This is a genomic window from Streptomyces sp. NPDC045899, from assembly GCF_056431485.1.
In genome coordinates, this window is the sequence record NZ_JBWKKP010000005.1 from 308,598 (window position 1) to 331,243 (window position 22,646).

Here is a 22,646-nt window from a genome sequence, read left to right on the forward strand (position 1 = left end):
GCCGCGGCGGGGCAGCGGGCCCGGTCAGGCCGTCGGCAGCCGGGAGGGCGTACGGCTGACCTCCCGGCCCAGCCGGGACAGCGACCGGGCGAAGGTGACGGCGTCGTGCACCGCCGCGCCGCCCGTGTCGTTGTTGAAGTAGGCGTACACCTCGGCGCCGTCCGGCCAGGTCTCGGCCACCCGGTGCGCCCAGGTGGTCAGCGCCTGGGCGCCGTAGCGCGGGGCCGGGTGGGCGCGGCCACCGTGGAAGCGCAGATAGCCCCATCCGGCCGTGCGCCACAGTGGGGCGGCCGGGCGTGAGCCGCTGTCCGCCCAGCACAGGGCGGCGCCGTGCCGCTCCAGCACCGCGCGCACCTCATCGGTCCACCAGGAGGTGTGGCGCGGCTCGACCGCCACCCGGGTCCCGGCGGGGAACCGGCCCAGACAGGTGTCCAGCAGCGCGGGGTCGGCGCGCAGGGTGGGCGGCAGCTGGAGCAGGACGGGGCCGAGCCGGTCGCCGAGGCCCTGTGCGTGCTCCATCAGCCGCGCCACCGGCTCCTGGGGGTCGCGCAGCCGCTTGATATGGGTGAGATAGCGGCTGGCCTTGAGCGCCATCACGAAACCGTCGGGGGTGCGCTCCCGCCAGGTGGCGAACTGGTCGCGGTCGGGCAGCCGGTAGAAGGCGTTGTTGCTCTCGACCGTGGCGAAGGCATGCGCGTACTCCTCCAGCCACAGCCGCTGCGGGCGGTCGGCCGGGTAGAGATCGCCCCGCCAGTCCTTGTACTGCCAGCCCGACGTGCCGACCAGGACGGTCATGCCTCGCCCGGGTGCCAGGCCGGCCACTGTCCCGGCCGGTCGGCCCAGTGGACCTGCTGTGGATCGTCGAAGTCGATGTCCGGGAAGACCTTGCGGACCGTCGGCTCGAACTCCTCCCGTTCGAGGGGTTCACAGCCGAGGCCCCGCAGCCGCACCCGCCGGTAGCGGTTGTCCACGTCGAAGGGCTCGACGAAGACGGGGTACCCGGACTCGACCGGTTGGGTCGTGTTCCTCATGTCTCCAGGGTGCCTCCATCACGGCGGAGGCGCGCGGACCGGGACGCGACCGGGCGCGGGGGCGGTCCGGTCCGCGGTCCGGCCCGTTTGCGGCGCGGGGCATTGTCCGCTTGATTCGAAGGAGAGCCTTTGTGCCGGGGGTGAGCGGGGTGAGTGATGATCTTCAATGACCGGGTGGACGCCGGGCGGCGCCTGGCCGGGGCGCTGCGGCCGCTGGGCGACGAGGACCCGGTGGTGCTGGGGCTGCCCCGGGGCGGGGTGCCGGTGGCCTTCGAGGTCGCCCGGTCCCTCGGGGCGCCGCTGGACGTGATCATCGTTCGCAAGCTGGGTGTCCCCTACCACCGTGAGCTGGGCTTCGGCGCCATCGGCGAAGGCGGGGTGCGGGTGGTGCACCAGGCGATCATCAGGATGAGCCGGGCCGCCGAGGACGACCTCGCGGAGGTCGAGCGCGCCGAGCAGGCGGAGCTGGTCCGGCAGGCGCGGCGGTTCCGCCGCGGCCGGGCGCGCGTCCCGGTCGAGGGCCGGACGGTGATCATCGTGGACGACGGGATCGCCACCGGGGCCACCGCGCGCGCCGCCTGCCGAGTGGCGCGGGCCCAGGGTGCGGCCCGGGTCGTCCTGGCCGTACCCGTGGCGCCGCCGGACGCCGTCACGGCGCTGCGCGAGGACGCGGACGAGGTGGTGTGCCTGTCCGCACCTCCGGAGTTCTCGGCGGTCGGGGAGTGGTACCAGGACTTCTCCCAGACCGGGGACGCCGAGGTGGTGGAGCTGCTGTCCGGGTCGACCGGAGAGACCGGGGAGGCGCATCCTGGAAGGTAAGGCAGGAGGTGATCGTGATGGAGACGATCGTGGGATGCGACATACAGATGGAATTCCGTGAGGTCGGCCCCCTGACCGAAGCGGTGGTCAGGCTGAGAATGCACGACGGCACCGAGATGCTGGCCCAGGGCCGCGCCAACCGCAACCCCGACGACCCGGCACAGCCGCGGGTCGGCGAGGAGATCGCGGCGGCGCGGGCGCTGAGCAACCTCGCCCACCGGCTGATCGGCAAGGCGGGTGGCGACATCGAGGAAGTCACACACACCAAGGCGCATCTGACGATGTAGCCGGTCGCGGCGGCAGGCGTCGCGACCGATGAGGACCGCGGGGAAGCGGGGCCGTCCGCCGCGGCATGAGGGTGCTGCGCCGGACGTGCTGGGCTGCCCGGACGGCAGTGCCGTCCGGGCAGCCCACCGGCGTCTTCTCCCGGGGCCCACCGGCGCCGGGAGCGCTCGGATCCCGGTCGGATCCCGGTCGGATCCCGGTCGGATCCCGCTCGGACCTCGTTCAGACGGAGACGCCCTTGGAGCGCAGATAGCTCAGCGGATTGACGTCCGAGCCGTAGTCGGGACCGGTGCGCACCTCGAAGTGCAGATGCGGGCCGGTGCTGTTGCCGGTCGAACCGGAGCTGCCGATCTGCTGGCCGCCCTTGACCGACTGGCCGACCTGCACGGAGAGCGCCGACATGTGCGCGTACTGGCTGTACATGCCGTCGGAGTGGCGCAGCACGACCTGGTAGCCGTACGACCCGCCCCAGCCCGCCGCGACCACCTCGGCCGGGCCCACCGCCCGCACCTGGGTGCCCGTGGGCACGGGGAAGTCGGCACCGGTGTGGTGACCGCTGGACCAGCTGCTGCCGGACACCCCGTAGGCGGTGCCCACCTGGGTGCTGGCGACCGGGGTGGTGAAGGAGGAGGAAGAGCGGGCGGTGGAGTCCTGCCGCCCCTGGGCGGAGCCGGAGCCGCTCGCCTTCCCGGCGTCGGTGCTCGGCTTGGGTTTGGGCGTGGCCCGCGGGGCCTGCTTCTGTCCGCCCTCGGTGTCGAGGGAGAGCCGCTGACCGGGGAGGATCAGATTGGGGTCGTCGCCGATGGTCCGGCGGTTGGCGTCGTAGAGCGCCTCCCATCCGCCGTCGACGTGCTCGGCACCGGCGATCCGGGAGAGGGTGTCACCCCCGGCGACGGTGTAGGAGCCGGACTGGGGGACGGCCTTGGTGGTGGCCTTGGGCGCGGCCTTCGGGGCCGCCTTGGGCGTGGCCTTGGGAGTGGCCTTCGGCGTCTCCTTCGGGGTCTGCGCGGTGGAGCCGCCGGAGCCGGTCGAGACGTCCGGGGCGGGACCGCCGCGGGTCAGCCCGGCCTTCACCGAGCACACGGGCCAGGCGGTGGGGCCCTGGCCGGCGAGCACCTTCTCGGCCACGGTGATCTGCTCGCCCTTGGTGGCCAGGTCGGCGCGGGGCGCGTAGGAGCCGCCGCCGTACCCCTCCCAGGTGCTCTGGGAGAACTGGAGGCCACCGTAGTAGCCGTTGCCGGTGTTGATGCTCCAGTTGTTGCCGGACTCGCACTCCGCCACCTTGTCCCAGGTGTCCACGGAGGCGGCGTTCGCCTGGCCGACGCCGATGAGCGGCAGGGCCACTCCGGCACCGCCCGCGGTGAACGCGAGTTGGGCGCGGGAGACGCGACGAGGCTTAGGCCGGCGGTGACGTCCGCGTGCAGCCATTGAGCTCTTCCTCTCCTACGCCTGCGAGGTGAGCTGTCGGGTTCGGGCTGGAGTTGCCCGGCCGCAGGCGCACGGGGCCATGGCCTCGTGGTGCGTCTTCACCCCAAGCCGTGCCGCGCGGTCCACGCGGTACGGCACCTACCTGGTTCCCCCGCTCCTGCCGTGACAGGTCGTCGTTTCACCCCTCAGCCGACGGCAGGACTCGGCGCTCCGGCGAAGGAGGCCGCCGCATGGAATGCGACGAGAGCCGCACAGTAAACACATCGTTTTGGTCACGACAAGGTCTCGGGTTCTCGATCAAGGCGCCGGCTCCCCGGCCTCTCGTCCGGTGTCACTCTGTGCGCCGGGTCTCCTCCGGAGAGCGAGTGCGAAAACTGCCGAATGTCCGTCAGAAACGTTACGCCACAGTGGAATCCGTTGCCGTCTGTTGATCTCCGCCTGGAAATCGATCAGTTGGCGCCTTTCTTTGTGACCTGCGTCACTGCTTTCCGATTTTGGCCGATAACGGTGTGGTGCGTGATTTACGGATTTGCCAGGGAAATGCGGCTAATACGCCGGGTGACATAAGGGCGCCAAAGCGGGGAAGGGTGAGCCAAGGGGGATGGACAGGAAGCATTCGGGGCAGGCGCGCTCGCGGCCGCTGCCCCGGCCGACGGCTGACCTGGGGAGGTCGCTCATGGTGCAAGGACACGGCACGACGGGAGCACGGCACACGGCAATGGCCCGCTCCCGGCCGCTGGTCTTATCCGCGCTGCTCATCGGCGCGCTGGCCACGGCCACCGGCTGCGGCACCGATGAGGGGGAGGGGGCGTGGGAGCGTTCCGGCGGCTCCGGTGCCACTCACGCGGCGGAATCGGCCCGCGCCGTGGAATCGGCGGCGGCCCCGGCTCCACGGGACCGGCGCTCCACTCCGTCCGGCGACCGGTCCGCCGCGGGGCCCGCGTCGGCCTCCGCCTCCGCGTCCGCGTCGGCAGGCGGCTCCGGTGCCGCTCCCTCCGCGCGCCGCGTCTGCTCCACGGAACGGCTGAAGCTGAGTGTGGGCCGCAAGGACGTGGGTGCGGGCAATGTCTATCTGCCGCTGGTCCTCACCAACACCTCGACCTCGGCCTGCACCCTCACCGGTTTCCCGGGGGTGTCCCTGCTCGACGCCGACGGCGCGCTGATAGGCGAGCCCGCCGCCCGGCGGGGCGCTTCGCACTCCACCATCCCGCTGCCCCCGGGCGGCAGCGCCTCCGCGCTGCTGCACACCCTCAACGACGGCGTCGCCGACACCCCCTGCTGGAAGTCCGCCACGAGTATCCGGGTCTATCCGCCGGATTCCTTCCGCGCGATGAAGGTCGCGGCGCACTCCTTCCGCGTCTGCGGCGGGGTCTTCGATGTCGAAGCGGTGCGTTCCGGGGCGGGCGCCTGACATCTGTCAGCGGCATACCGGACCGCTGTCATCCCGGGTAGAAGTGTCCGAAAATCTTGACAAGCCAGGCGCCGACTGGCTGTGTTCACCCTTTCGCAATCAAAAGGGGTAGGTCACCATGAGGGGTGCCTCACGTGAGCCGGTGGTTAGCGTCCGGAGGGGGACGGTGTCATGGAGCGATTCGCGACCGGGGTCGAGACGGAGCTGCTGGACCTTTCGGGAGCGACCCTCGAGGACCTTGACCGGGGCGACGGATTCCCTTCGGTGACCCAGCGGTTGCTCGACGCCGTCCAATTTCCACCCACCCTGGTGACCGCCGCCACGTCCGGACAGAATTGCGTCAGCGAGGGAACGCCGGAATAGTGCCGCATCCCTCGCTTTGTGGAACAAGGTGGCCATGACGGCTGAACGTTCCTTTCATCGCCTTTCGGAGCGGTGTTTCACCGAGTTGGGCCGGGGTTCGGGCGGTGTGTCGTCGGTGGCCGAGCTGCGGTCCGGGCAGCGCAGCCGGACCATGCTCCTGCTGCGCGCCCTGGTCGGCATCGCCTCCGGTCACCCCGCGCTGCCGGGCCCGCTCCCCGGTGTCCGCGAGCCGTGGCGCCTCCTCATCCGGGCGGAGCGCACGGACCCGGCGGCCGTGGACCGCGTCCTGCTGCACCCCCAGACGGGCACCTGGCTCAACCGCTGTCTGCGCAGGCTGCGCGGCCGGTCACCGGGGACCGCACCGCTGTGGACCGAAACCGGCTATCTGTACGCGATGGCCGCCTCGGCCGCGCTTCTCGCGGGGATCGACTTCCGTATCACGGTGGCGGTGCGCGAGGGCGGAGTGATGCTGCCCGCCCTGGGTTTCGCGCGCCTTCCGGACCGTACGGCGGAAACCGCCGAGGTCGTCCGCGGACCGGAAGGGAAGAGCGCGCTCACCGCCGGACCGCATACCGTGCCACTGCCATTCGACCCCGCCGGGAAGGCCACCGGGAACCGCGCCGGAAACGCGCCGGCCGAATGCGCCGGGAATGCGCCCGGCTGGTACGGCCTCCGGCGATTGCGCGGTGAACACCACGGGCATTTGAGCGCCCCCTTCCTCGACGATGTCGACCCCTATCGCGATTTCCTCCGCACCACCCCGCCGGAAAGGCTCGACGAGGACGAGTGGCGGCACTGGCGGACGTGTTTCGACGGCGCCTGGCGGTTGGTCGCCGAACAGACACAGGTGGATCCGGGTGGTATCGCCGCGTGTATCGGATCCCTCGTCCCCGTGCCGTACACCGCCCACCCCGAGCTGTTCAGCGCCTCGTCCCCGGAGGCGCACGGATGCGTCCTGCTGGGCCGCCCCGCGGATCCGCTCGCCCTGGCCGCGTCGCTGGTGCACGAGGCCCAGCACATCAAGCTCAGCGCGCTGATGGACCTGGTGCCGCTGATCGAAGGGGGACTGGAGGAGGTCCACCACGCCCCCTGGCGGCCGGACCCCAGACCGCTGCGCGGGCTGCTGCACGGGGTGTACGCCTTCCTGGGCGTCACCGGGTTCTGGTGGGACCGGTGGCACCGCGCCGGGGCCGGACCGGTCCGGGACACCGCCGCGTTCGAGTTCGCCCTGCGCCGGGCGCAGACCGCCCGGGGGCTGCGCACACTGCGCACACACGCCCGGCTCACACCCCGCGGTGAAAGGTTCCTTCGGCTTGCCGGGGAACGGCTCGCCGACTGGCCGGCCGAGACCGTACCGGCGCTGCCGCGGCGGTGGGCCGACGCCGTGCTCCTCGACGCCGAACTCCTCTACCGGCTGCGCCATCTGCGCTGCGACCCGGAGCGGACGGCCCAGTGGGCACGGGCCCGGCAGCAGGGCAGTGCCCCACCGCGGGACCTGCCCGGGACCGTCGTCCGGGCGGCCCCCACCGAGTCCCCGACACGCCCCGCGCTCGTACGCCGGCTGCTCGGCGATCCGGTGGCGTACGCCCGGCTCCACGCGGACGGGGGAGTCCGGCTCCCCGGCGGCGACGGCCCCGACGGCGGCACCCCCGACGCAGCCGATCTCGACTGGGCCGCCGGACGGTCCGCAGCCGCGCTCGACGGCTACCGGGCCCGGCTGGAGAAGTCGCCGGACGATCTCTCCGCATGGGCCGGGCTCGCGCTCAGCGTGCCGGGCGGCACCGCGCGGCGGGCGCTGCGGACCCGTCCCGAGCTGGTGCTCGCCGTCCACCGGGCGTTACGGGACGCGGCCACGGCGCACCCCGGCCCGAGCCCCGATCCCCTGGCCCTCGCCGAGTGGATCGGCTCCCGCGCCGGATGAGCGCTTCCGTCGGGCTCAGAACGCCATGGCCTCCACGTCGCAGTCCGCGCGGATGCCCCGGGCCGCCGCCACCGTGGCCGGATGGGCGGCGGACAGCACCCGTCGCATCCGGGTCAGCGCGTCCTGGTGGAGCTCCTCCGCCGACCGTCCCTCACCCAGCGCCCGCAGATCACCCGACAGGTTGAGCGCGCAGGCGAGCGTGGTGGGGTGGTCCTCGCCCAGCCGGGACCGGCAGGCCGCGAGCGTGTCGGTGTCCAGCCGCCGGGCCTCCTCGTAGTCCGCCAGGGTGAAGTGATCGCTGGCCAGGTTGATCGCGCAGGCCAGGGAGACCGGATGGTCGGCCTCCAGCCGCTCGACGAGCAGCGGCAGCGTCTCCGTGTTCAGCCGGAGCGCCTCCTCCGTCTCGCCCAGCAGCCGCAGGGTGATGGCGAGGTCGAGCGCCGCGCTCAGGGTCACCGGATGGCGCGGTCCCAGCGCGGCCCGCAGGTCCTCCAGACAGCTGCGGCCGAGTTCGCGGGCGCCGTCGAGATCGGCGGTCTGCCGCAGGTCCATCGACAGGTTCAGTGAGGTGGCGGTGATGTTGAGATTGGGCTCGGTGTAGCGCAGCCGGTAGCGCTCCAGCACCTCCTGGCTGATCTCCAGGGCACCCTCGTGGTCCCCGGCCTTGCGGCGCGCCACGGCGAGATTGCGCAGGGCGTAGACCCCGATGGGCGCGTTCTGCGGCAGCACCCTGCGGATCCGGGCGCAGGTCTGCTCCAGCATGCCGCGGGCGGTCATGTAGTCACCGCATTCGCGCACGTCGATGGTGACGTTGGTCTCCAGCAGGATGGCCAGCAGATTGTCCTCGCCGAGGATGACCTCCGCGAGGGCGTGGGCGCTCTCGTCCACCTCGCGGGCGCGTGCGTAGTCACCGGCCGTCCGCAGCCCCAGGGCGTAGTCGTTCGCCGCGGCGATGGTGTACGGATCCTCCTCGCCGAACAGCCGCCGGGTCCGGCTCCAGCGGTCCCGCTCCAGCTCCAGCGAGCGCGCGAACTCGCCCTGGAAGCGTGCGTCGCTGGCCACCGCTCCCAGTGTGACCAGTGTGTTCTCGTGGTCGTCGCCCTCGGTGGCGCGCTGGAGCTCCAGGGTGCGGCTGTTCAGCTCCCGCGCCTGCTCGAAGTGGCCCAGCACGGTGAGGACATGGCCCAGGGTCCGGGAGACCGCCAGTGACTCGGGGCTGTCCTCGCCGAGGGTCTCCACCCACTTCTCCCGCACCTGGCGGCCCAGTTCGAGCGCGCCCTCGTGGTCGCCCCAGACGTAGAGGAAGCGGACGAGGTTGCGCACCATCTGCCGCACCCACTTGTCGTCGCAGTCCATCGCCCGGGAGGCCCGGACGTGCGAGAGCAGATCGGCGTAGCGGCCCCAGTTGGGCGGGGCCACGTCATTGGGGTCCCCGTAGGCCAGCAGCACATGGGCGCTGTGCTTCATGTCCGCCTGCTGCTGCGGGGACATCTGGCCGATCAGCACCGCCTGCACCAGCCGGTGCATCTCGATGGTGTTGCTGCGGTGATTGATCTTGATCAGGGCGTAGCGGTTGATCTCCCGGATGGCATGGCCCAGTTTGATCGGGTCCTGGAGCACCTCCGACAGCTCGGGCGACAGCGAGACGCCCCGCACCCCCGAGAACAGCCGCCGGGAGATCGGCTCGGGCGCGAAGAAGGAGCACATCTGGAGCAGTTGGAGCGCCCCGGGATGGGTTTCGGCCAGTCTGCGCAGCGACATGTTCCAGGCCGCGGCGACGGGTTCGGGGTAGTCGACCGGGACGCCCGCCGCGAGCAGTTCGCTGCGCCGGGTGGAGACATCGGCCCGTTCGTCCTCGAACACCTGGAGGTACTCGTCGACCGGCATCCCGGTCTCGGTCAGCCAGGCCGCCGCCTGCTCGATGGCCAGCGGAAGGTCCCCGAGCGCGTCGGCCACCCGGTCCGCCTGGTCGCGCGGGAGTTCGGGTCCGCGGCGCAGCAGCAGCTCGATGCTCTCCTCGCGCTCGAAGACATCGACCTCCACGGTGCGGGCGGCCCGTGACCACTGGGCGTTCCGCGAGGTGACGAGGATGCGGCCGGGACCGCCCGCCGGGAAGAACGGGCGGACCGTCTCCAGCTCCTCGGCGTTGTCGAAGACCAGCAGCCAGTTGCGGCAGGGCCGTCCGGTGCGCAGCGCGTCCAGGACGGTCGGGACGGCCGTGTTGGCCTCCATGCCCGCCTGGAGCCCGAGCCGCTCGGCGAGCTGCACCAGCGCATGGCGGATCTGCTCGGGGCGTTCGGCGGGGATCCACCACACCGCGTCGTAGTCCGCGGCGTGCTGATGGACGTACTCCAGGGCGATCTGGGACTTGCCCACACCGCCGAGCCCGTGCAGCGCCTCCGGCAGCACGGCCGCGGTGCCCTCGCTGCGCAGCCGCTCGTGGAGCATGTCGAGCAGCGTCTGCCGTCCGGTGAAGTTGTTGTTCCGGGGCGGCACGTTGCCCCAGATGGACGGGGGATCCCCGGCTCGGCGCTCCTCCACGGCGGGCAGGGACCGGGCAGCGGTCACGGACACGAAACTTCCTCTCAGGTGCTCTCCCGCCGGGCCCGGCGCGCGGTGCGCCGGCGGGTCGGGTGGATCGTCGGCATGGGAACGCGCGGTGGATCGGGGAGTGATGGAGTCAGTCACGGCAACCGCCTCAGCCGCTTCGGGGACCACATTTTTTCCCCTGTCTGCCCCGTCAGCAACGGGATCCGGGGGCCGTTCGCCCATAGGGGCGACCGTCTGATGGGCGAGGACAAGAGCGCGAAAGGAGCGCGCGCCTTCGAGATACGGCCCCGACAGCGCCTGGTAGACCTGCTCCTGGAGTCTCAGGTACGGCAGCAGCCGCTCGGTGGTGGGCAGGTCCCGCACCGGTTCCGAAGGATGGTTGAGCAGGTCCCGCAGCAGGTGCAGCGGCTGCCAGCGCTTCCCCAGCCGGTCCAGCACGCTGCGCAGGATGTACAGCGACTCGTCGCGCATCCCCGCCGACAGCAGCAGCTCCCGCACACCGCTGTGGAATTCGTAGCCGATCCCGGTCTCGTCCAGCGGATCGGCCGTCCCCACCTTGCGCAGCAGCCCGCCCAGCAGGATCTCCGCCAGATCGCCGGGGCTGCCCTCCGGCTGGTGGATCCCCTGGACGAACTCCATCACCGGGATGTTCAACGGGGCCGCGGCCAGCCGGGCCGCCAGCCGGAAGGCGCTGGGGGAGGCGGTGGAGCGGAACCGGAAGACACGGTCCAGCGCGCTCGGTTCCGGTTCATGCTCCCAGCGCTCCGCCGGTGCCCCGGGCAGCAGGGCCAGTGTCTCCTGGCCCCGGGCCGGGGGCCGGGCCACCAGCTGGGCCCATCCGGCCATCCAGCGCGCGTCCATCTCCAGCACCGGTACGGGGGGCTCACCTCCCGGCCAGGAGCCGCCGTCGGCCGGGCGCCAGGTGGCGTTGGGGGCGCCGGGTGCGGGAACGCGCACCCGCACCCGCTCCGGTGCCACCCCGGTGTGTGCCCAGCGGCCCTGGCGCAGTACGTGCAGGACGGCCACCGAGGCGCACCGCGCCCAGCGGGCCAGGGCGCGCTGGGCGCTCTCGTCGGCCCAGGCCGCGCCGATGCCGTCGGTGAGCACCAGCACCGCCCGCTTGTCGCGCGGCGCCATTCCGGACACCGGCGAACCGCTGCCGGGGGGCTCCCCGGGGCCGGCCGTGCCGCCCCCGTCGTCGGGTAACGCGCGGTCGCTGTCGAGCCGGTGCACCGTCACGTCCCGGAAGGCGCCGGTGCGTTGCAGCACGGTGGCCAGCCGGGCCGCGGTCCGCCGCCACACCACCATCGAACGTCCGCAGTCGAGCACCAGGACCGCGTCCATCCAGCGCTCCCGCACCGGTACGCATTCGGGCACCCACAGCCCCTCGCGTGCCGCGCGCTCGGCGGTGGCCTCCTCGTCGACCTCCAGCGCGACCGGGGAGGGTGTGGTGCGCTTGAGCGGACGCAGCGCCCGTGACAGGGCGCGCTCGGCGAGTGGTGGAGCGGTGAGGGACAGCCGGGGCGCGGGGATGAGCACGTCGGTGGCGACGGCCGGTTCCGCGTCCGGGGCCGGACACTCCGCGGCCGGGACGAGTCCGACGGGCTGGGGTGTGCGGACGGAAGTGTCCTGCCCGGGCGCCCGTTCCTCCTCCGGACCGCGCTCCGGCGGGGGTTCGGCGGACGGATCGTCACCCGGTGGCGGGGCGTCCGCCTCCGGGGCCCGGGGAAGCGGTCCCGGAGGGGCCCGGTCCGGTCCGCGGTCCGTCTCCGCCTTGCAGACGGCCAGCCATACGGCGTCGGCGACCTGCCGCCAGTCCAGGCCCTGTGGGCCGGGCCCGGGGGATCCGCGGCCTGGGTCGTGAGTCATGTCGGGCCTGCTGCGTCCAGCCGGTGCCAGACGGCGCGCAGGAGCTCCTCCCATTCGGGGCCCGGTACCTGCGACTGGGACGTCACCAGGTACACCGCGTTGAGCAACTGGTCGGCGGCGAGCCCGCCTTCGAGCTCACTGCGCTCCAGGAACATCTGGATGAGCTCCTGGGCCCGCGGATCGTCCGCCCGGCCCAGATGGGCGGCCACGATCGCGGCCAGCCGGTCGGCGTCCGGATCCGGGAGCCGCAGCTGGAGACAGCGGCGCAGGAAAGCGGGCGGGAACTCCCGTTCGCCGTTGCTGGTGATGACCACGACCGGGAAGGCGTTGCAGCGCACCCGGCCCGAGGCGATGACGGTGCTGCGGTCCGGGTCGTCGGTGAGGACCGATACGGCCGGCCGGCGGCGGCGGACGCGCACCAGCTCGGGGATGGCGTACTCACCGGCCTCGAAGATGTCGAGCAGATCATTGGGCAGATCGATATCGCTCTTGTCGAACTCGTCGATGAGCAGCACCCGGGGGAGCCGGTAGGGCAGCATCGCGGTGCCCAGCGGCCCGAGTTGGAGGAAGTCCCCGATGTCCTCCGGCCCCGGCTCCTGGGGGTCGCCCTCCGCGGCCTGTCCGGCCGCGGCGGCGTGCACCCGGCCCACGGCGTCATAGCCGTACAGCCCCGACCGCAGTGTGGTGCGGGTGGTGATCGGCCAGCGCAGCACCCGGCCGAGCCCCAGCTCCCGGCTGACGCGGTAGGCCAGGGTGGACTTGCCGGTGCCCGGGCGCCCGGTGACCAGGAGCGGACGGCGCAGGATCAGCGCCGCGTTGACGACGTCGGCCTCCTCGGCCCCGGCTCGCAGACCCAGGGGAGTGGCGCCCAGCCGGCGGGCCGCGTCCTGCTCTTCCTCCGGAGGTGCCGGGGGCTCGGCCGGCACACCGTCCCGGTCCGATAACGCCCCGGGAGCGTCGGCGTCCGGAGGGCAGGCCGAGACCCCGCCGAAGGTGCGCCAGGGAGGCGGCGGCGGAAGGATCTCCTCCAGGTCGACGTCGTGCAGGGGGCGGCCGGTGCCCTGGTAGATCCACCAGGGACGTGGGATCCCGGACGGCGGCGCGGCGGCGGTGGACCCCGGATCGCCGTGGACCCGTCCGTTGTGCCGTCGCGCGGACTCCGCCTCGCTCATCGGCTCCCCACCCCCTCGTCCGGCCCCGTCAACCGCCCCACCGGCTCCACGGGACGGGTCGGGTCGTCCCAGACGAGCATCACGTGCTGTCCCGGGTGATGCTCCCGCTCCGCGGCGTCGATCGTATGGGCGTCCAGACGTAACTCTGTCACGGCTTCGCGGAGCCGTGCCAGGTTCCCGCTGGCCTCGGCCGGTTTTTGTCCCAGCCGGTGGACCAGGTCGGGGGCCCGGGCGTGGCGGCGGTCCCAGGTCACCACCGGGATCCCGGCCCGCCATGCCGCGAGTGCCTCGTACGTACCTTCGGGGGTGGTCCCCGGGGGTGAGTTCAGGACGAGCGCGACCACGTATGGATCGGCCTTGAGCCGGGCGAGCAGCCCGCCGGGATCGCCCGAGCGCGGACTGTCCGGGTCGGGGCCGTCGATGACCAGCTGCTTGGAACGCTGGGGCTGGTCGGCGAAGATCTGCCAGCGCTGCTTCCACGAACGGTGCCAGCGCCGGGTCTGGCAGCGCTCCAGACTGCGGATCACCACGGGGAAGTCCATGTACAGCGGTGTGGCCAGATCGCTGTCCAGCTCCTGTCGCCACAGGTGCACCGGGAGGTTCAGGTCCTCGGGGCCCAGCATGAACTCCACGTGGATGCACCGGGCGTCGTCCCACTCCTCCACCGCCGCGTACACCAGGTCCTGCACAGCCCGTTCCGCGGTGGCCGCGGTGACCTGGGTGACCGGACCGCGGACCGGATGCCAGCCGGTGGGGTCGTACTGGTGCCAGGAGGAGAGTTCGTAGCGGCCGGGCTCCGCTTGCGGCAGCAGCCGGATCACCAGATAGGCGTCCACCGGCTCCGCCGGGGCGGTATGGCCCACCTGCTGGCGCAGCGACCTCAGCTGCGAGGTCAGGGACAGCTCCCTGGCCCGCTCATCGGCCCATGCCCGCAGCGCGTCCGCCGTCCGCAACGGCTGTGCGGAGGCGGCCAGATACTCCACCAGGGCCAGGCCCGGCGGCAGACTGCCCGGCTGGGCGTTCATCCGGCTCAGCACCTCGAAGGCGTGCCAGGGGCCGGTGACCGGTGGGACGTCCTGGAGCGGGCCCGCCGCCGCCCGGCACAGCTGCCCCAGATGCCCGATCTCCAGCTCATCCAGCAGCGAGCGCAGCTCCGAGGTGGCCGGCACCGGCAGCGCCGGACGGGCCGTCATCTGCTCCATGACCGCGTCGAGCTGCATCATCGCGGCCGTGTCGGAGACCATCACCGCGAGGGAGGCGCGCAGCGCCCGCATCACCCGTACGTTGTCCAGACACTCCCGGGCCAGTTCGACCAGGAAGTAGTCGGTCACCCGGTGGCTGCGGACCGGTACGGCCGACTCCAGCTCCATGGCGACCAGTTCCAGACACAGCGCGCGGGAGTCCGGGTCCGTCAGACAGCGGAACTCCTTGAGCGCCGTGACCAGGTTGGTGACCGATGCCAGGCCGCCTTCCGCCATGGCCGCCATGCCATGCCCTCCCCCGAACCCGTATCACCGGTCCCCGCCGCCGGTGATCCCCCGCCGGAGACCCTGCCACACCACGGGCGCCGCCCGCCCGGACTCCGGACAACTGGTATGCCCCGCAGGCCTCCGGTGACACACCCTCCCGCCCCGGCGGCCGCCGGGGCGCCGGTGGGCGCCCCGCTCACCCCCGGCCCAGTTCCCCGACCCGCCGCGCCAGTTCGGCCGCCGCGGGGGTGTCCGGCGCGAGGACGGACACCACCTCCACCAGCTCGGTCAGCGCGCCGTGCGCCTCACAGGTGCGCAGCAGGGCCAGCGCCTCGGCCCGGCCTGCCGACTGTCGGCTGACGGCGGTGCCGACGGTGGGCAGTTCGTCGAGCAGCTGCTGCCAGCGGGCGGGCGCGGTCATCCCGGGGATGTCCAGCAGTACATCGGCCAGTGCGCCGAGTTGATGGATCGTCAGTTTCGCCCGGCCGCGGCGCGGGGCCGGCACGACCGTGTGCGCGGTCACCGGGGGCACCGGGGGCGCGGAGGGCGCCGGGTGCGAGGCCCCGGGAAGCCGTCCGATCAGCTCGAACGCGAAGGCGGCCGCATGCCGGGACGCCACCGGCTGCCAGCGCTCGTCATGCGCCTCGCCCTTGTCTCCCAGCAGATCGGAGATCCCCCGGATCACCAGGGCGTCCAGATGCTGGTTGAGATACGCCCCCGCCAGGAACCCGAAGCCCTCCATGTCCACCGCGACGGCGTCCCCCGCGACCGCCGCCAGTCTGCGGCCGGTGTCCGAGCCGTGGTGCGCCACCACGCGTCCGCCCGCCGCGACCGGTTTGACATGGGCGCGGGGGAGCGGTGAGCCGTCCGACGGGCGGATCCGCCGCTGCCAGCTGTCCCCGGCGGTGACGATCCGGGCCAACTGCACCAGCCCGTACGCCGATTGGTGGGTCTTCTGCCGGGGCAGGAAACCCTGTTCGGTGTCCTTGCCGGTCTCGTAGTCGTAGACCGCGTCGGCGGCCACCACATCGCCCAGCGCCACATCCTTGCGTCCGCCCGCCACCCCGACGAACAGCAGCGCGCGCGGTGCGAACAGCGCCGCGGCCCGCTCGACCGCGGCGGCCGCGCCCGGATTGCCGGGGCCGGTCATATGGATCGCCACCCGCCGCCCGACGGTCCCCTCACCGAAGGTGCCCACCTCGAACAGCGCGCCCCGCTCGGCCCCCGCCGGGCGCACCTCCTCCAGATGGGCGCGCACCGCCCGGTACTCCACCTCCAGCGCGGTGAGCACCACCACATCCGCCCGCGCGGATCCCCCGTTGTCGCCAGCCGTCACCGTTTCCCCCTCGGCACCGTTCCGACCCGGACCCACCATGCTGCGCCACCGCGGGCCCGGCGTCGATGTACGTGGTCACATCACGGACGGCGCAGATCCGCGTAGAGCACGATCTGCACACCGACCACGGCGACCAGTGCCACCTCGGCCACCGACAGCGCCAGCAGCCAGGGCCGCAGCGGCTCGGCGGACCAGCAGACGATCAGCGCGGCCAGCGGCGACGCCGAGAACAGCAGCAGGTCCGCGGCGAGTTGCAGCCGTTTGCGCGAGATCCGGCGATGGTCGTCGCGATGGGCCGTCTCCCATCCGAACACCCGCGTGGACCCCGGGGCCAGCGCCGCCAGCCGTGGCCCGAGGTCCCCGCGCACATAGCGGCCGATGGCCGAGATCTTCTCGTCATTGACCAGATACGCCCAGCCCAGCACCACCGACGCGGGCGGCAGCAGCAGAAGCAGCTCGGGCTGGCCGCCGTTCTGGAAGGAGAAGGTGATGATGGCCACCATCGAGGCGAGCGTGGCGTACAGCAGGTTGTCCCGGAATCCGATCCGCGCCCGCTGCTCCTCCTTCACCTGCTCGTACTCCACGATGAGCAGCCTGTTGGCCAGTGTCTCGGCTTCGCCGTTCCCGTCCCGCGCCACCGGCGCCCCCCTCCGCGCTCCGTCAGAGACGATAGCGCGTGACGGGGCCTCAGATCCGGCTGCCCGTCGCGGTGTCCGAGGACAGCCGCTGGGCGAGGTAGATGGGGATGACCGACAGCAGCACCAGGACGGCGGCGACCACGTTGACCACCGGGGCCTGCTGGGGGCGGGCCATATTGGAGAAGATCCAGATCGGCAGGGTCTGGACACCCGGGCCCGCGGTGAAGGTCGTCACCACGATCTCGTCGAAGGACAGCGCGAAGGCGAGCAGTCCGCCCGCCACCAGGGCCGAGCGCACCAGCGGGAAGGTGACGTCGACGAAGGCGCGGAAGGAGGTCGCGCCCAGGTCCATGGCCGCCTGCTCATAGGACCCGGCCATCCGGCGCAGCCGGGCGACCACGTTGTTGAAGACGACCACGATGCAGAAGGTGGCGTGGCCGACGACGACGGTGAACATGCCCAGACCCACCCCGAGCGGTTCGAGCACCGTGCGGAAGGCGGTGTTGAGTGCGACACCGGTGACGATGCCGGGCAGCGCGATCGGCAGGACGACCAGGAAGGAGAGGGTCTCCCGGCCGAAGAAGCGGAAGCGCTGGACGGCGAAGGCGATCAGGGTGCCCAGGACCAGGGCGATCGCGGTCGCGCCGAGGCCCGCCTTGACCGAGGTCCACAGCGCGTCACGTGCGCCGGTGCTGTGCCAGGCGTCGGCCCACCAGTGGAAGGTGAGTCCCGGCGGCGGCCAGCCGGAACTGCGGTCGGGATTGAGCGAGTTGACCAGGACCAGCAGCAGCGGCACATAGATGACCGCGAAGCCGAGCCCGGCCGCGATGCGCAGCGTGATGCGCGCGGGGCGGGAGAGATTCATCGAAGCGCCTTCGGTGTGCGGGCCGTCAGAGGCTGCTGAGGGCTCCGGTACGGCGCACCGCGAGCAGATAGCCCACGATGATCACCACCGGAACGGTCCCCAGCGCCGCGGCGAGCGGCAGATCGAGGGTGATGTTGGAGTAGATCAGATTGCCGATCAGCTGGGTCTTGCCGCCGACGATCTGCACCGCGATGTAGTCGCCGAGACTGAGCGAGAAGGTGAAGACCGACCCGGCCGCGATGGACGGCAGCAGCATCGGCAGCACCACCGAACGGAACGTCCGGCCGGTGCGGGCCCCGAGGTCGGCGGAGGCGTCCAGCAGGTTGTCCGGCAGCTGCTCGAGACCTGCGTGGAGGGGCAGGATCATGTACGGCAGCCACAGGTACGTCAGCACCAGCACGGTGGCGGTCAGCCCGTAGCCGGGCCCCTCGAGCCCGAACGGGCCGAGCAGCCAGTCCAGCAGTCCGCCCTCGGCGAGGATGAGCCGCCAGGCGTACGCCTTGACCAGGTAGCTCGCCCACAGCGGGGTGAGGATCGCCACCACCAGCAGGGGCCGCCAGCGTGGTTTGGCGATCCGGGCGGTGTAGAAGGCCACGGGGAAGGCGATCACGGCGCACAGCGCGGTGACCGCGAGGGCGACGCCGACGCTGCGCAGGGCGACCTGGCGGTAGACGTCGCTTTCGAACAGGGTGGTGAAGTTGTCCGTGTTCCAGACCTTCACCACACTCGAGGTGAAGCTGTCCGTCGTCCAGAACGCGGACAGGAACAGCGCGCTGAGCGAGCCCAGATAGGCCAGGACGAGCCAGGTCAGCGGTGCGGTGAGCAGCAGGGACAGCTGGAGCCGGGGGCGGCGGTGCAGAGTCCCGGCGAGCCGCCGGACGAATCCGGCGGCCGGCGCGGTCTTGGTCATATCAGGCTCAGCCCTTGATCTCGGTCCATGCCTGGACCCACTTGGCGTACGGCACGCACTTGGTGTCCTTCCGGCCGTCGAGGCACTGGGCGACCGGGGTGGTCCAGAAGTGGACCTTCTTCCAGTACGGCTCGTCGGCCGCGTGGAAGGTGCCGCAGTGGTTCTTCGCCGCCGTCAGGGCACAGGACTTCTGGTTGGCCGGGGCCTCGCCGAAGTACTCGGCCACCTGGGCGTTGACCTTCGGGGAGATGATCCAGTCCATCCACTTGTAGGCGCAGTTGGGGTGCTCGGCCTTGGGGGAGACCATCCAGGTGTCGGACCACCCGGTGGAGCCTTCCTTCGGCAGCACCGCCTTGACCGGGGCCTTCTCGGCCTGGGCGGCGTTGACGATCACCTGCCAGGAGGTGCCGACCACCGAGTTGCCGCTCTTGAAGGCGGAGATTTCCTTGAGGTAGTCGCTCCAGTACTCGCCGATGTTGCCGTTCTGGTCCTTGAGCAGGTCCACGGCGGCGTCGAACTGCTTCTGGTCCAGCGCGTAGGGGTTCTTGATGCCCAGCGAGGGCTTGCTCTTCATCAGGTACAGCGCGGCGTCGGCGATGTAGATCGGCGAGTCGTACGCGGTGACCTTGCCCTTGTGGGCGGACGCCTTGTCGAAGACGGCCGACCAGGAGTCGGGGACGGGCGAGACCTTCTGGGTGTTGTACATCAGGAGGTTGGCGCCGCGGCCGTGCGGGATGCCGTAGGGCACCCCGTCGACCGAGTTCCACTCCTTCTTCTTGAGGCCCTCGAAGACATCCTTGTAGTGGGGGACCAGCTTGGTGTTCACGGGTTCGGCATCCCCGGAGGCGATCAGCCGCAGCGAGGCGTCACCGGAGGCGGAGACCGCGTCGTACTGACCGGTCTTCATCAGGCTGACCATCTCGTCGGAGCTGGCCGCGGTCTTGGTGCTGACCTGGCAGCCGGTCCGCTTCTCGAAGTCGCTGACCCAGTCGACCTTCGGGTCGTTGCTGCCGTCCTCGACATACCCGGCCCAGGCGATCAGGTTCACCTTGCCCTCGGTCTTGCCGAGTTGCTTGCGCGGCTTGAGGTCCGGCGGGTCGAAACCGCCGGCTGACGAGGAAGTACCGGACGAGCCGCAGGCGGTGGCGAGGAGCAGGACTCCGGCCGCCGCGGCGGCCTTCCATGCATGGGACATGCGCACGACGAATCTCCACAAGGAAGGAGGGCGGGACACACAGAGGTGAGGGACGGGCGAGGAGTGACCGGACGGACGCGGTGGGGGCCTTACGGCGCGTCGGGCACCCGGACGGTGTGGCGCGGCTGCCACTGGAGCCTGACCCGGGAGCCGCGGTAGGCCGCGACGTCCTCGGAGGAGGTCTCCAGGTTCTGCTGGAGGGCGGTGAGCCGCCCCCCGGCGTCGAGGTCGACGAGGAAACGGGTCGCGTCTCCGAGGTAGACGACCTCCGCGACGGTGCCGACGGCACCGGAGGCGTCGGGCGTACCGCCGTCCCGGTCCTCCTTCAGCACCCGGATCTTCTCCGGGCGGATGCTGAAGGTGCCGGTCTCACCCACCACCTGCTCCGCGGCCGGGCCGGTGAGCAGGTTGGAGGTGCCGACGAAGCCGGCGACGAAGGGGGTGGCGGGCCGTTCGTAGATCTCGGCGGGGGTGCCCACCTGTTCCACCCGGCCCCGGTTGAAGACCGCGATGCGGTCGCTCATGGTCAGCGCCTCGTCCTGGTCGTGGGTGACGAAGACGAAGGTGATGCCGACCTCGCGCTGGAGCTCCTTGAGTTCGATCTGCATCTGCTCGCGCAGTTTGAGGTCGAGGGCGCCCAGCGGTTCGTCGAGCAGCAGTACGCGCGGGCGGCTGACCAGGGCCCGGGCCAGGGCGACCCGCTGTCGCTGGCCTCCGGAGAGCTGGGAGGGCCTGCGGTCGCCCAGTCCGTCGAGCCGGACGTCGGCCAGGGCCTCGCGGGCGCGGCGCAGCCGTTCGGTCTTCGAGACCTTCTGGATCTTCAGGCCGTAGGCGACGTTCTGCTCGATCGTCATATGCGGGAAGAGCGCGTAGTCCTGGAAGACGGTGTGGACGTCGCGCTCGAACGGGGCGAGCCGGGTGACGTCGCGTCCTGCCAGTTCGATGGTGCCGCCGGTGGGCGGCTCGAAGCCCGCGATCATCCGGAGCACCGTGGTCTTGCCGGATCCGGACGGTCCCAGCATGGAGAAGAACTCGCCGTCCGATATCTCCAGGTCGACTCCGGCGACCGCCTCCGTCTTCCCGAAGGACTTGCGCAGGCTCTGCAGGCGGATGGCTTTCCCCTCCATGGGCGGGAACCTTTCTGATGCCGCTGGTCGTTGGTTCGTAAAACTATGAAGTCATAGGTCTAATTACAAGACCCCGTTAAGGTAAAGCCTGAGTCAATGACGAGGGGGTGAGTGCCGTGACGCGGGACTTCGGCGGTGCTCGGCAGGGCGTCTTCGCGCCTGTCGACAGCCAGGCCAGAGTGGACGCCGTCGTGCGGCGGCTGGGGGACGCCATAGAGCTCGGGCTGCTGGCGGACGGGGAGCAGCTGCCCGGTGAGTCCGACCTCGCGACGCGGCTCGGAGTCTCCACCGTGACCCTGCGTGAGGCCCTGATGGCCCTGCGTCAGCAGGGGTTGGTCACCACCCGCAGGGGGCGGGGTGGCGGCAGCTTCGTCACCGTTCCCGAAGGCCCCGCCGAGGAGCGGTTGCGCGGTCTGCTCATCGGCTGGAGCACCGAGGAGCTGCGGGACCTCGGCGATCACTGGGCCGCCGTCTCCGGTGCCGCCGCCCGGCTGGCCGCCCATCGCACCGAACCCGATGACCTGGTCCAACTCGGCCGCACCGTCGAGCAGTTGGCCGCCGCAGTGGAGCCCCCGGCGCGCAGCCGGGTACACGGCCGCTTCCATGTGGAGCTGGCCGCCGCCGCCCAGTCAGCGCGGCTGACCCGCGAGGCCATCGCCCTCCAGACCGAAGTGGGCGCGCTGCTCTCGCTGGTGCTCGCGGACGACGAGTGTCTGAAGGACGTGTGCGATCGTCACCGCGCTGTGATCTGCGCCCTGCAAGATGGTGCGGACGATCGGGCCAGGACGCTGGCCGAGGCGTGCGTCCGGCTGTGCGTGGGGCGCTTGGTCGAACTCCGCCTCGCCACCCCCGGCTCCGCCGACGGATCCCCTCCCTAGGAGACCACCGATGGGTAGCAGCCCCCGTCCCGCGGGTGCCGGGCCGGACCTCTTCGGTGAGGTGACGGCCGCCGATGTGGCGGCCCGCGTCCGCGACACCCTGGAGGGCGTCTTCGACGCCGTCCGTGAGATCCGTGACGACGCGGCGGCGCTGCTGACCTCCGTCACCGCGGCCGGGAGACAGCCCGAGACCACCGATCTCGCCGAGCTCCGCCCCGGGCTCCAGACCCGGCTCACCCGCCTCGCACTGGTCTCCGGCGCCGGGTTCGTGGCCGCGCCGAAACTGCTCGCCGACGTCCCCGCCTGGCTGGAGTGGTGGCAGATCGGATCCGGCGGTGAGGTGCGCCCCCTCCTGCTCGACCTGGACCCGGAACACTCGGCGTACTCCGACTACACCCACTGGGACTGGTTCGCACTGGCCCGTGACACCGGCCGCCGGGCCGTGGCCGGACCGTACGTGGACTACCTCTGCTCCGACGAGTACAGCCTCACCCTCTCCGTGCCCGTCACGGTCGGCGACCGCTTCATGGGCGTGGCGGCGGCGGATGTGTACCTCTCGCACTTCGAGGCCGCGGTGATGCCGGTGATGCAGCGGCTGCCCGCCCCCGCCTTCCTGGTCAACGCACGTGGCCGGGTCGCCGCCTCGACCTGCGCCGACTACCTCACCGGCGCCCTCTACAAGGGCCCGGACTTCGCGGCGGTCCCCGACGGTCCCGCCGACGGTGTCGCGCACGGCGGACGACGGCTGCGGCCCTGTGGTGGCATCCCGCTCATCCTGGTCACATAGATTGTGCGTACCGGAGGAACGACGAAGGCGGTTGACCCGATGAGCCTGTACGACATTCCGCTGCGCACGCTGGCCGGCGAGCCCACCACGCTCGGCGCGCACCAGGACACCGCGGTGCTGCTGGTCAATGTGGCGTCCAAGTGCGGTCTGACCCCGCAATACGAGGGCCTGGAGCGGCTCCAGCAGCGGTACGCCGGGCGCGGCTTCACCGTACTGGGCGTGCCCTGCAACCAGTTCGCGGGCCAGGAGCCGGGCACGAGCGAGGAGATCCAGACCTTCTGCTCCACGAGCTACGGCGTCACCTTCCCGCTGCTGGAGAAGGCCGATGTCAACGGCGAGGGGCGGCACCCGCTCTACACCGAGCTGACCAAGGCGGCGGACGCCGCCGGGGAGGCCGGGGACGTGCAGTGGAACTTCGAGAAGTTCCTGATCTCGCCGAGCGGTGAGGTGGTCGGCCGGTTCCGGCCGCGCACCGAGCCGGAGGCGCCGGAGCTGGTGGCCGCGATCGAGACCCAGCTGCCCGGCTGACGCGCGCCCGGGCGCCGGGACGGGGCGGGGGCCGGACAGCCGGTCCCCGCCCCGTCCGTGGACC

At 71.8% G+C, this 22,646-nt stretch carries 18 protein-coding genes, 1 pseudogene and 1 riboswitch; of the genes and pseudogenes, 7 read left to right on the top strand and 12 right to left on the bottom strand.

Annotated features, from left to right (window positions below; all coding sequences use genetic code 11):
• Positions 1-24: 24 nt before the first annotated feature.
• Both AC07FT_RS10305 and AC07FT_RS10310 read right to left on the bottom strand, forming a co-directional pair.
• Positions 25-795, bottom strand: coding sequence for a DUF72 domain-containing protein (locus AC07FT_RS10305; protein ID WP_479175572.1), 771 nt, complete (start codon positions 793-795; stop codon positions 25-27).
• Positions 792-1,031 (bottom strand): hypothetical protein, encoded by a 240-nt coding sequence (locus tag AC07FT_RS10310; RefSeq protein WP_479175573.1) that lies wholly within the window; start codon positions 1,029-1,031, stop codon positions 792-794. Before AC07FT_RS10310 ends, AC07FT_RS10305 begins: the two co-directional genes overlap by 4 nt.
• Before the next feature lie 156 nt (positions 1,032-1,187).
• On the opposite strand from AC07FT_RS10310, the pseudogene AC07FT_RS10315 reads away from it, so the two are divergent.
• Positions 1,188-1,829: pseudogene (locus AC07FT_RS10315) on the top strand (phosphoribosyltransferase); the annotation flags it as partial.
• 38 nt (positions 1,830-1,867) lie between these two features.
• Positions 1,868-2,137: a DUF1876 domain-containing protein gene (locus AC07FT_RS10320; RefSeq protein ID WP_201876176.1), complete on the top strand. Its 270-nt coding sequence runs from the start codon at positions 1,868-1,870 to the stop codon at positions 2,135-2,137.
• 220 nt (positions 2,138-2,357) lie between these two features.
• Here the strand turns inward: AC07FT_RS10320 and AC07FT_RS10325 are convergent, their stop codons facing one another.
• Positions 2,358-3,563, bottom strand: a complete 1,206-nt coding sequence (locus AC07FT_RS10325; protein WP_479175575.1) for a transglycosylase family protein — start codon at positions 3,561-3,563, stop codon at positions 2,358-2,360.
• A 5-nt stretch (positions 3,564-3,568) separates the two neighbouring features.
• A riboswitch (cyclic di-AMP (ydaO/yuaA leader) is annotated at positions 3,569-3,746 on the bottom strand.
• A 493-nt stretch (positions 3,747-4,239) separates the two neighbouring features.
• Between AC07FT_RS10325 and AC07FT_RS10330 the strand changes: the two genes are divergently transcribed.
• Together AC07FT_RS10330 and AC07FT_RS10335 are read left to right on the top strand one after the other, a co-directional pair.
• Positions 4,240-4,974, top strand: a complete 735-nt coding sequence (locus AC07FT_RS10330) for a DUF4232 domain-containing protein (protein WP_479175577.1) — start codon at positions 4,240-4,242, stop codon at positions 4,972-4,974.
• A gap of 397 nt (positions 4,975-5,371) precedes the next feature.
• On the top strand, positions 5,372-7,258 hold the full coding sequence (locus AC07FT_RS10335) for an HEXXH motif domain-containing protein (RefSeq protein ID WP_479175579.1): 1,887 nt from the start codon (positions 5,372-5,374) through the stop codon (positions 7,256-7,258).
• 15 nt (positions 7,259-7,273) lie between these two features.
• Here AC07FT_RS10335 and fxsT read toward each other — a convergent pair whose 3' ends face one another.
• From fxsT to AC07FT_RS10380, 9 genes are all read right to left on the bottom strand, one after another.
• Positions 7,274-11,677: an FxSxx-COOH system tetratricopeptide repeat protein gene (gene fxsT, locus AC07FT_RS10340; RefSeq protein WP_479175580.1), complete on the bottom strand. Its 4,404-nt coding sequence runs from the start codon at positions 11,675-11,677 to the stop codon at positions 7,274-7,276.
• Positions 11,674-12,849 carry an AAA family ATPase gene (locus tag AC07FT_RS10345; RefSeq protein WP_254741024.1) on the bottom strand — a complete coding sequence of 392 codons (1,176 nt, stop codon included), beginning with the start codon at positions 12,847-12,849 and terminating at the stop codon, positions 11,674-11,676. Before AC07FT_RS10345 ends, fxsT begins: the two co-directional genes overlap by 4 nt.
• Positions 12,846-14,336 (bottom strand): VMAP-C domain-containing protein, encoded by a 1,491-nt coding sequence (locus tag AC07FT_RS10350; RefSeq protein WP_479175582.1) that lies wholly within the window; start codon positions 14,334-14,336, stop codon positions 12,846-12,848. The genes AC07FT_RS10345 and AC07FT_RS10350 overlap by 4 nt, the downstream gene beginning before the upstream one ends.
• Positions 14,337-14,514: 178 nt before the next feature.
• A complete protein-coding gene (locus tag AC07FT_RS10355) occupies positions 14,515-15,654 on the bottom strand; it encodes a phosphorylase family protein (RefSeq protein ID WP_479175584.1) in 1,140 nt (379 codons plus the stop codon).
• An 80-nt stretch (positions 15,655-15,734) separates the two neighbouring features.
• The gene (locus AC07FT_RS10360; RefSeq protein ID WP_479175586.1) at positions 15,735-16,292 is read right to left on the bottom strand and encodes a hypothetical protein; all 558 of its coding nucleotides are present in this window, start codon (positions 16,290-16,292) and stop codon (positions 15,735-15,737) included.
• A gap of 49 nt (positions 16,293-16,341) precedes the next feature.
• The gene (locus AC07FT_RS10365; protein ID WP_254741012.1) at positions 16,342-17,157 is read right to left on the bottom strand and encodes an ABC transporter permease; all 816 of its coding nucleotides are present in this window, start codon (positions 17,155-17,157) and stop codon (positions 16,342-16,344) included.
• 25 nt (positions 17,158-17,182) lie between these two features.
• On the bottom strand, positions 17,183-18,067 hold the full coding sequence (locus AC07FT_RS10370) for an ABC transporter permease (protein ID WP_431774104.1): 885 nt from the start codon (positions 18,065-18,067) through the stop codon (positions 17,183-17,185).
• A 7-nt stretch (positions 18,068-18,074) separates the two neighbouring features.
• Positions 18,075-19,262 carry an ABC transporter substrate-binding protein gene (locus AC07FT_RS10375; RefSeq protein WP_479175588.1) on the bottom strand — a complete coding sequence of 396 codons (1,188 nt, stop codon included), beginning with the start codon at positions 19,260-19,262 and terminating at the stop codon, positions 18,075-18,077.
• A gap of 89 nt (positions 19,263-19,351) precedes the next feature.
• Complete coding sequence (locus tag AC07FT_RS10380) at positions 19,352-20,389, bottom strand: ABC transporter ATP-binding protein (RefSeq protein WP_471196682.1); 1,038 nt, start codon at positions 20,387-20,389, stop codon at positions 19,352-19,354.
• A 107-nt stretch (positions 20,390-20,496) separates the two neighbouring features.
• Here AC07FT_RS10380 and AC07FT_RS10385 point away from each other — a divergent pair, with 107 nt between their 5' ends.
• From AC07FT_RS10385 to AC07FT_RS10395, 3 genes are read left to right on the top strand one after another with little or no spacing between them, the layout of a single operon-like run.
• Positions 20,497-21,267: a FadR/GntR family transcriptional regulator gene (locus tag AC07FT_RS10385; RefSeq protein ID WP_479175590.1), complete on the top strand. Its 771-nt coding sequence runs from the start codon at positions 20,497-20,499 to the stop codon at positions 21,265-21,267.
• A gap of 10 nt (positions 21,268-21,277) precedes the next feature.
• On the top strand, positions 21,278-22,054 hold the full coding sequence (locus tag AC07FT_RS10390; protein WP_479175592.1) for a cache domain-containing protein: 777 nt from the start codon (positions 21,278-21,280) through the stop codon (positions 22,052-22,054).
• Between the two features lie 39 nt (positions 22,055-22,093).
• Positions 22,094-22,582: a glutathione peroxidase gene (locus AC07FT_RS10395; protein WP_254740999.1), complete on the top strand. Its 489-nt coding sequence runs from the start codon at positions 22,094-22,096 to the stop codon at positions 22,580-22,582.
• Positions 22,583-22,646 lie beyond the last annotated feature (64 nt).

Coding starts and splice junctions, on each gene's coding strand:
- AC07FT_RS10350 (WP_479175582.1), bottom strand. CDS start 14,336: ATGGCGGCCATGGCGGAAGGCGGCCTGGCATCGGTCACCAACCTGGTC.
- AC07FT_RS10320 (WP_201876176.1), top strand. CDS start 1,868: ATGGAGACGATCGTGGGATGCGACATACAGATGGAATTCCGTGAGGTC.
- AC07FT_RS10365 (WP_254741012.1), bottom strand. CDS start 17,157: ATGAATCTCTCCCGCCCCGCGCGCATCACGCTGCGCATCGCGGCCGGG.
- AC07FT_RS10390 (WP_479175592.1), top strand. CDS start 21,278: ATGGGTAGCAGCCCCCGTCCCGCGGGTGCCGGGCCGGACCTCTTCGGT.
- AC07FT_RS10395 (WP_254740999.1), top strand. CDS start 22,094: ATGAGCCTGTACGACATTCCGCTGCGCACGCTGGCCGGCGAGCCCACC.
- AC07FT_RS10370 (WP_431774104.1), bottom strand. CDS start 18,067: ATGACCAAGACCGCGCCGGCCGCCGGATTCGTCCGGCGGCTCGCCGGG.
- AC07FT_RS10380 (WP_471196682.1), bottom strand. CDS start 20,389: ATGGAGGGGAAAGCCATCCGCCTGCAGAGCCTGCGCAAGTCCTTCGGG.
- AC07FT_RS10325 (WP_479175575.1), bottom strand. CDS start 3,563: ATGGCTGCACGCGGACGTCACCGCCGGCCTAAGCCTCGTCGCGTCTCC.
- fxsT (WP_479175580.1), bottom strand. CDS start 11,677: ATGACTCACGACCCAGGCCGCGGATCCCCCGGGCCCGGCCCACAGGGC.
- AC07FT_RS10375 (WP_479175588.1), bottom strand. CDS start 19,262: ATGTCCCATGCATGGAAGGCCGCCGCGGCGGCCGGAGTCCTGCTCCTC.
- AC07FT_RS10335 (WP_479175579.1), top strand. CDS start 5,372: ATGACGGCTGAACGTTCCTTTCATCGCCTTTCGGAGCGGTGTTTCACC.
- AC07FT_RS10330 (WP_479175577.1), top strand. CDS start 4,240: ATGGTGCAAGGACACGGCACGACGGGAGCACGGCACACGGCAATGGCC.
- AC07FT_RS10345 (WP_254741024.1), bottom strand. CDS start 12,849: ATGAGCGAGGCGGAGTCCGCGCGACGGCACAACGGACGGGTCCACGGC.
- AC07FT_RS10310 (WP_479175573.1), bottom strand. CDS start 1,031: ATGAGGAACACGACCCAACCGGTCGAGTCCGGGTACCCCGTCTTCGTC.
- AC07FT_RS10305 (WP_479175572.1), bottom strand. CDS start 795: ATGACCGTCCTGGTCGGCACGTCGGGCTGGCAGTACAAGGACTGGCGG.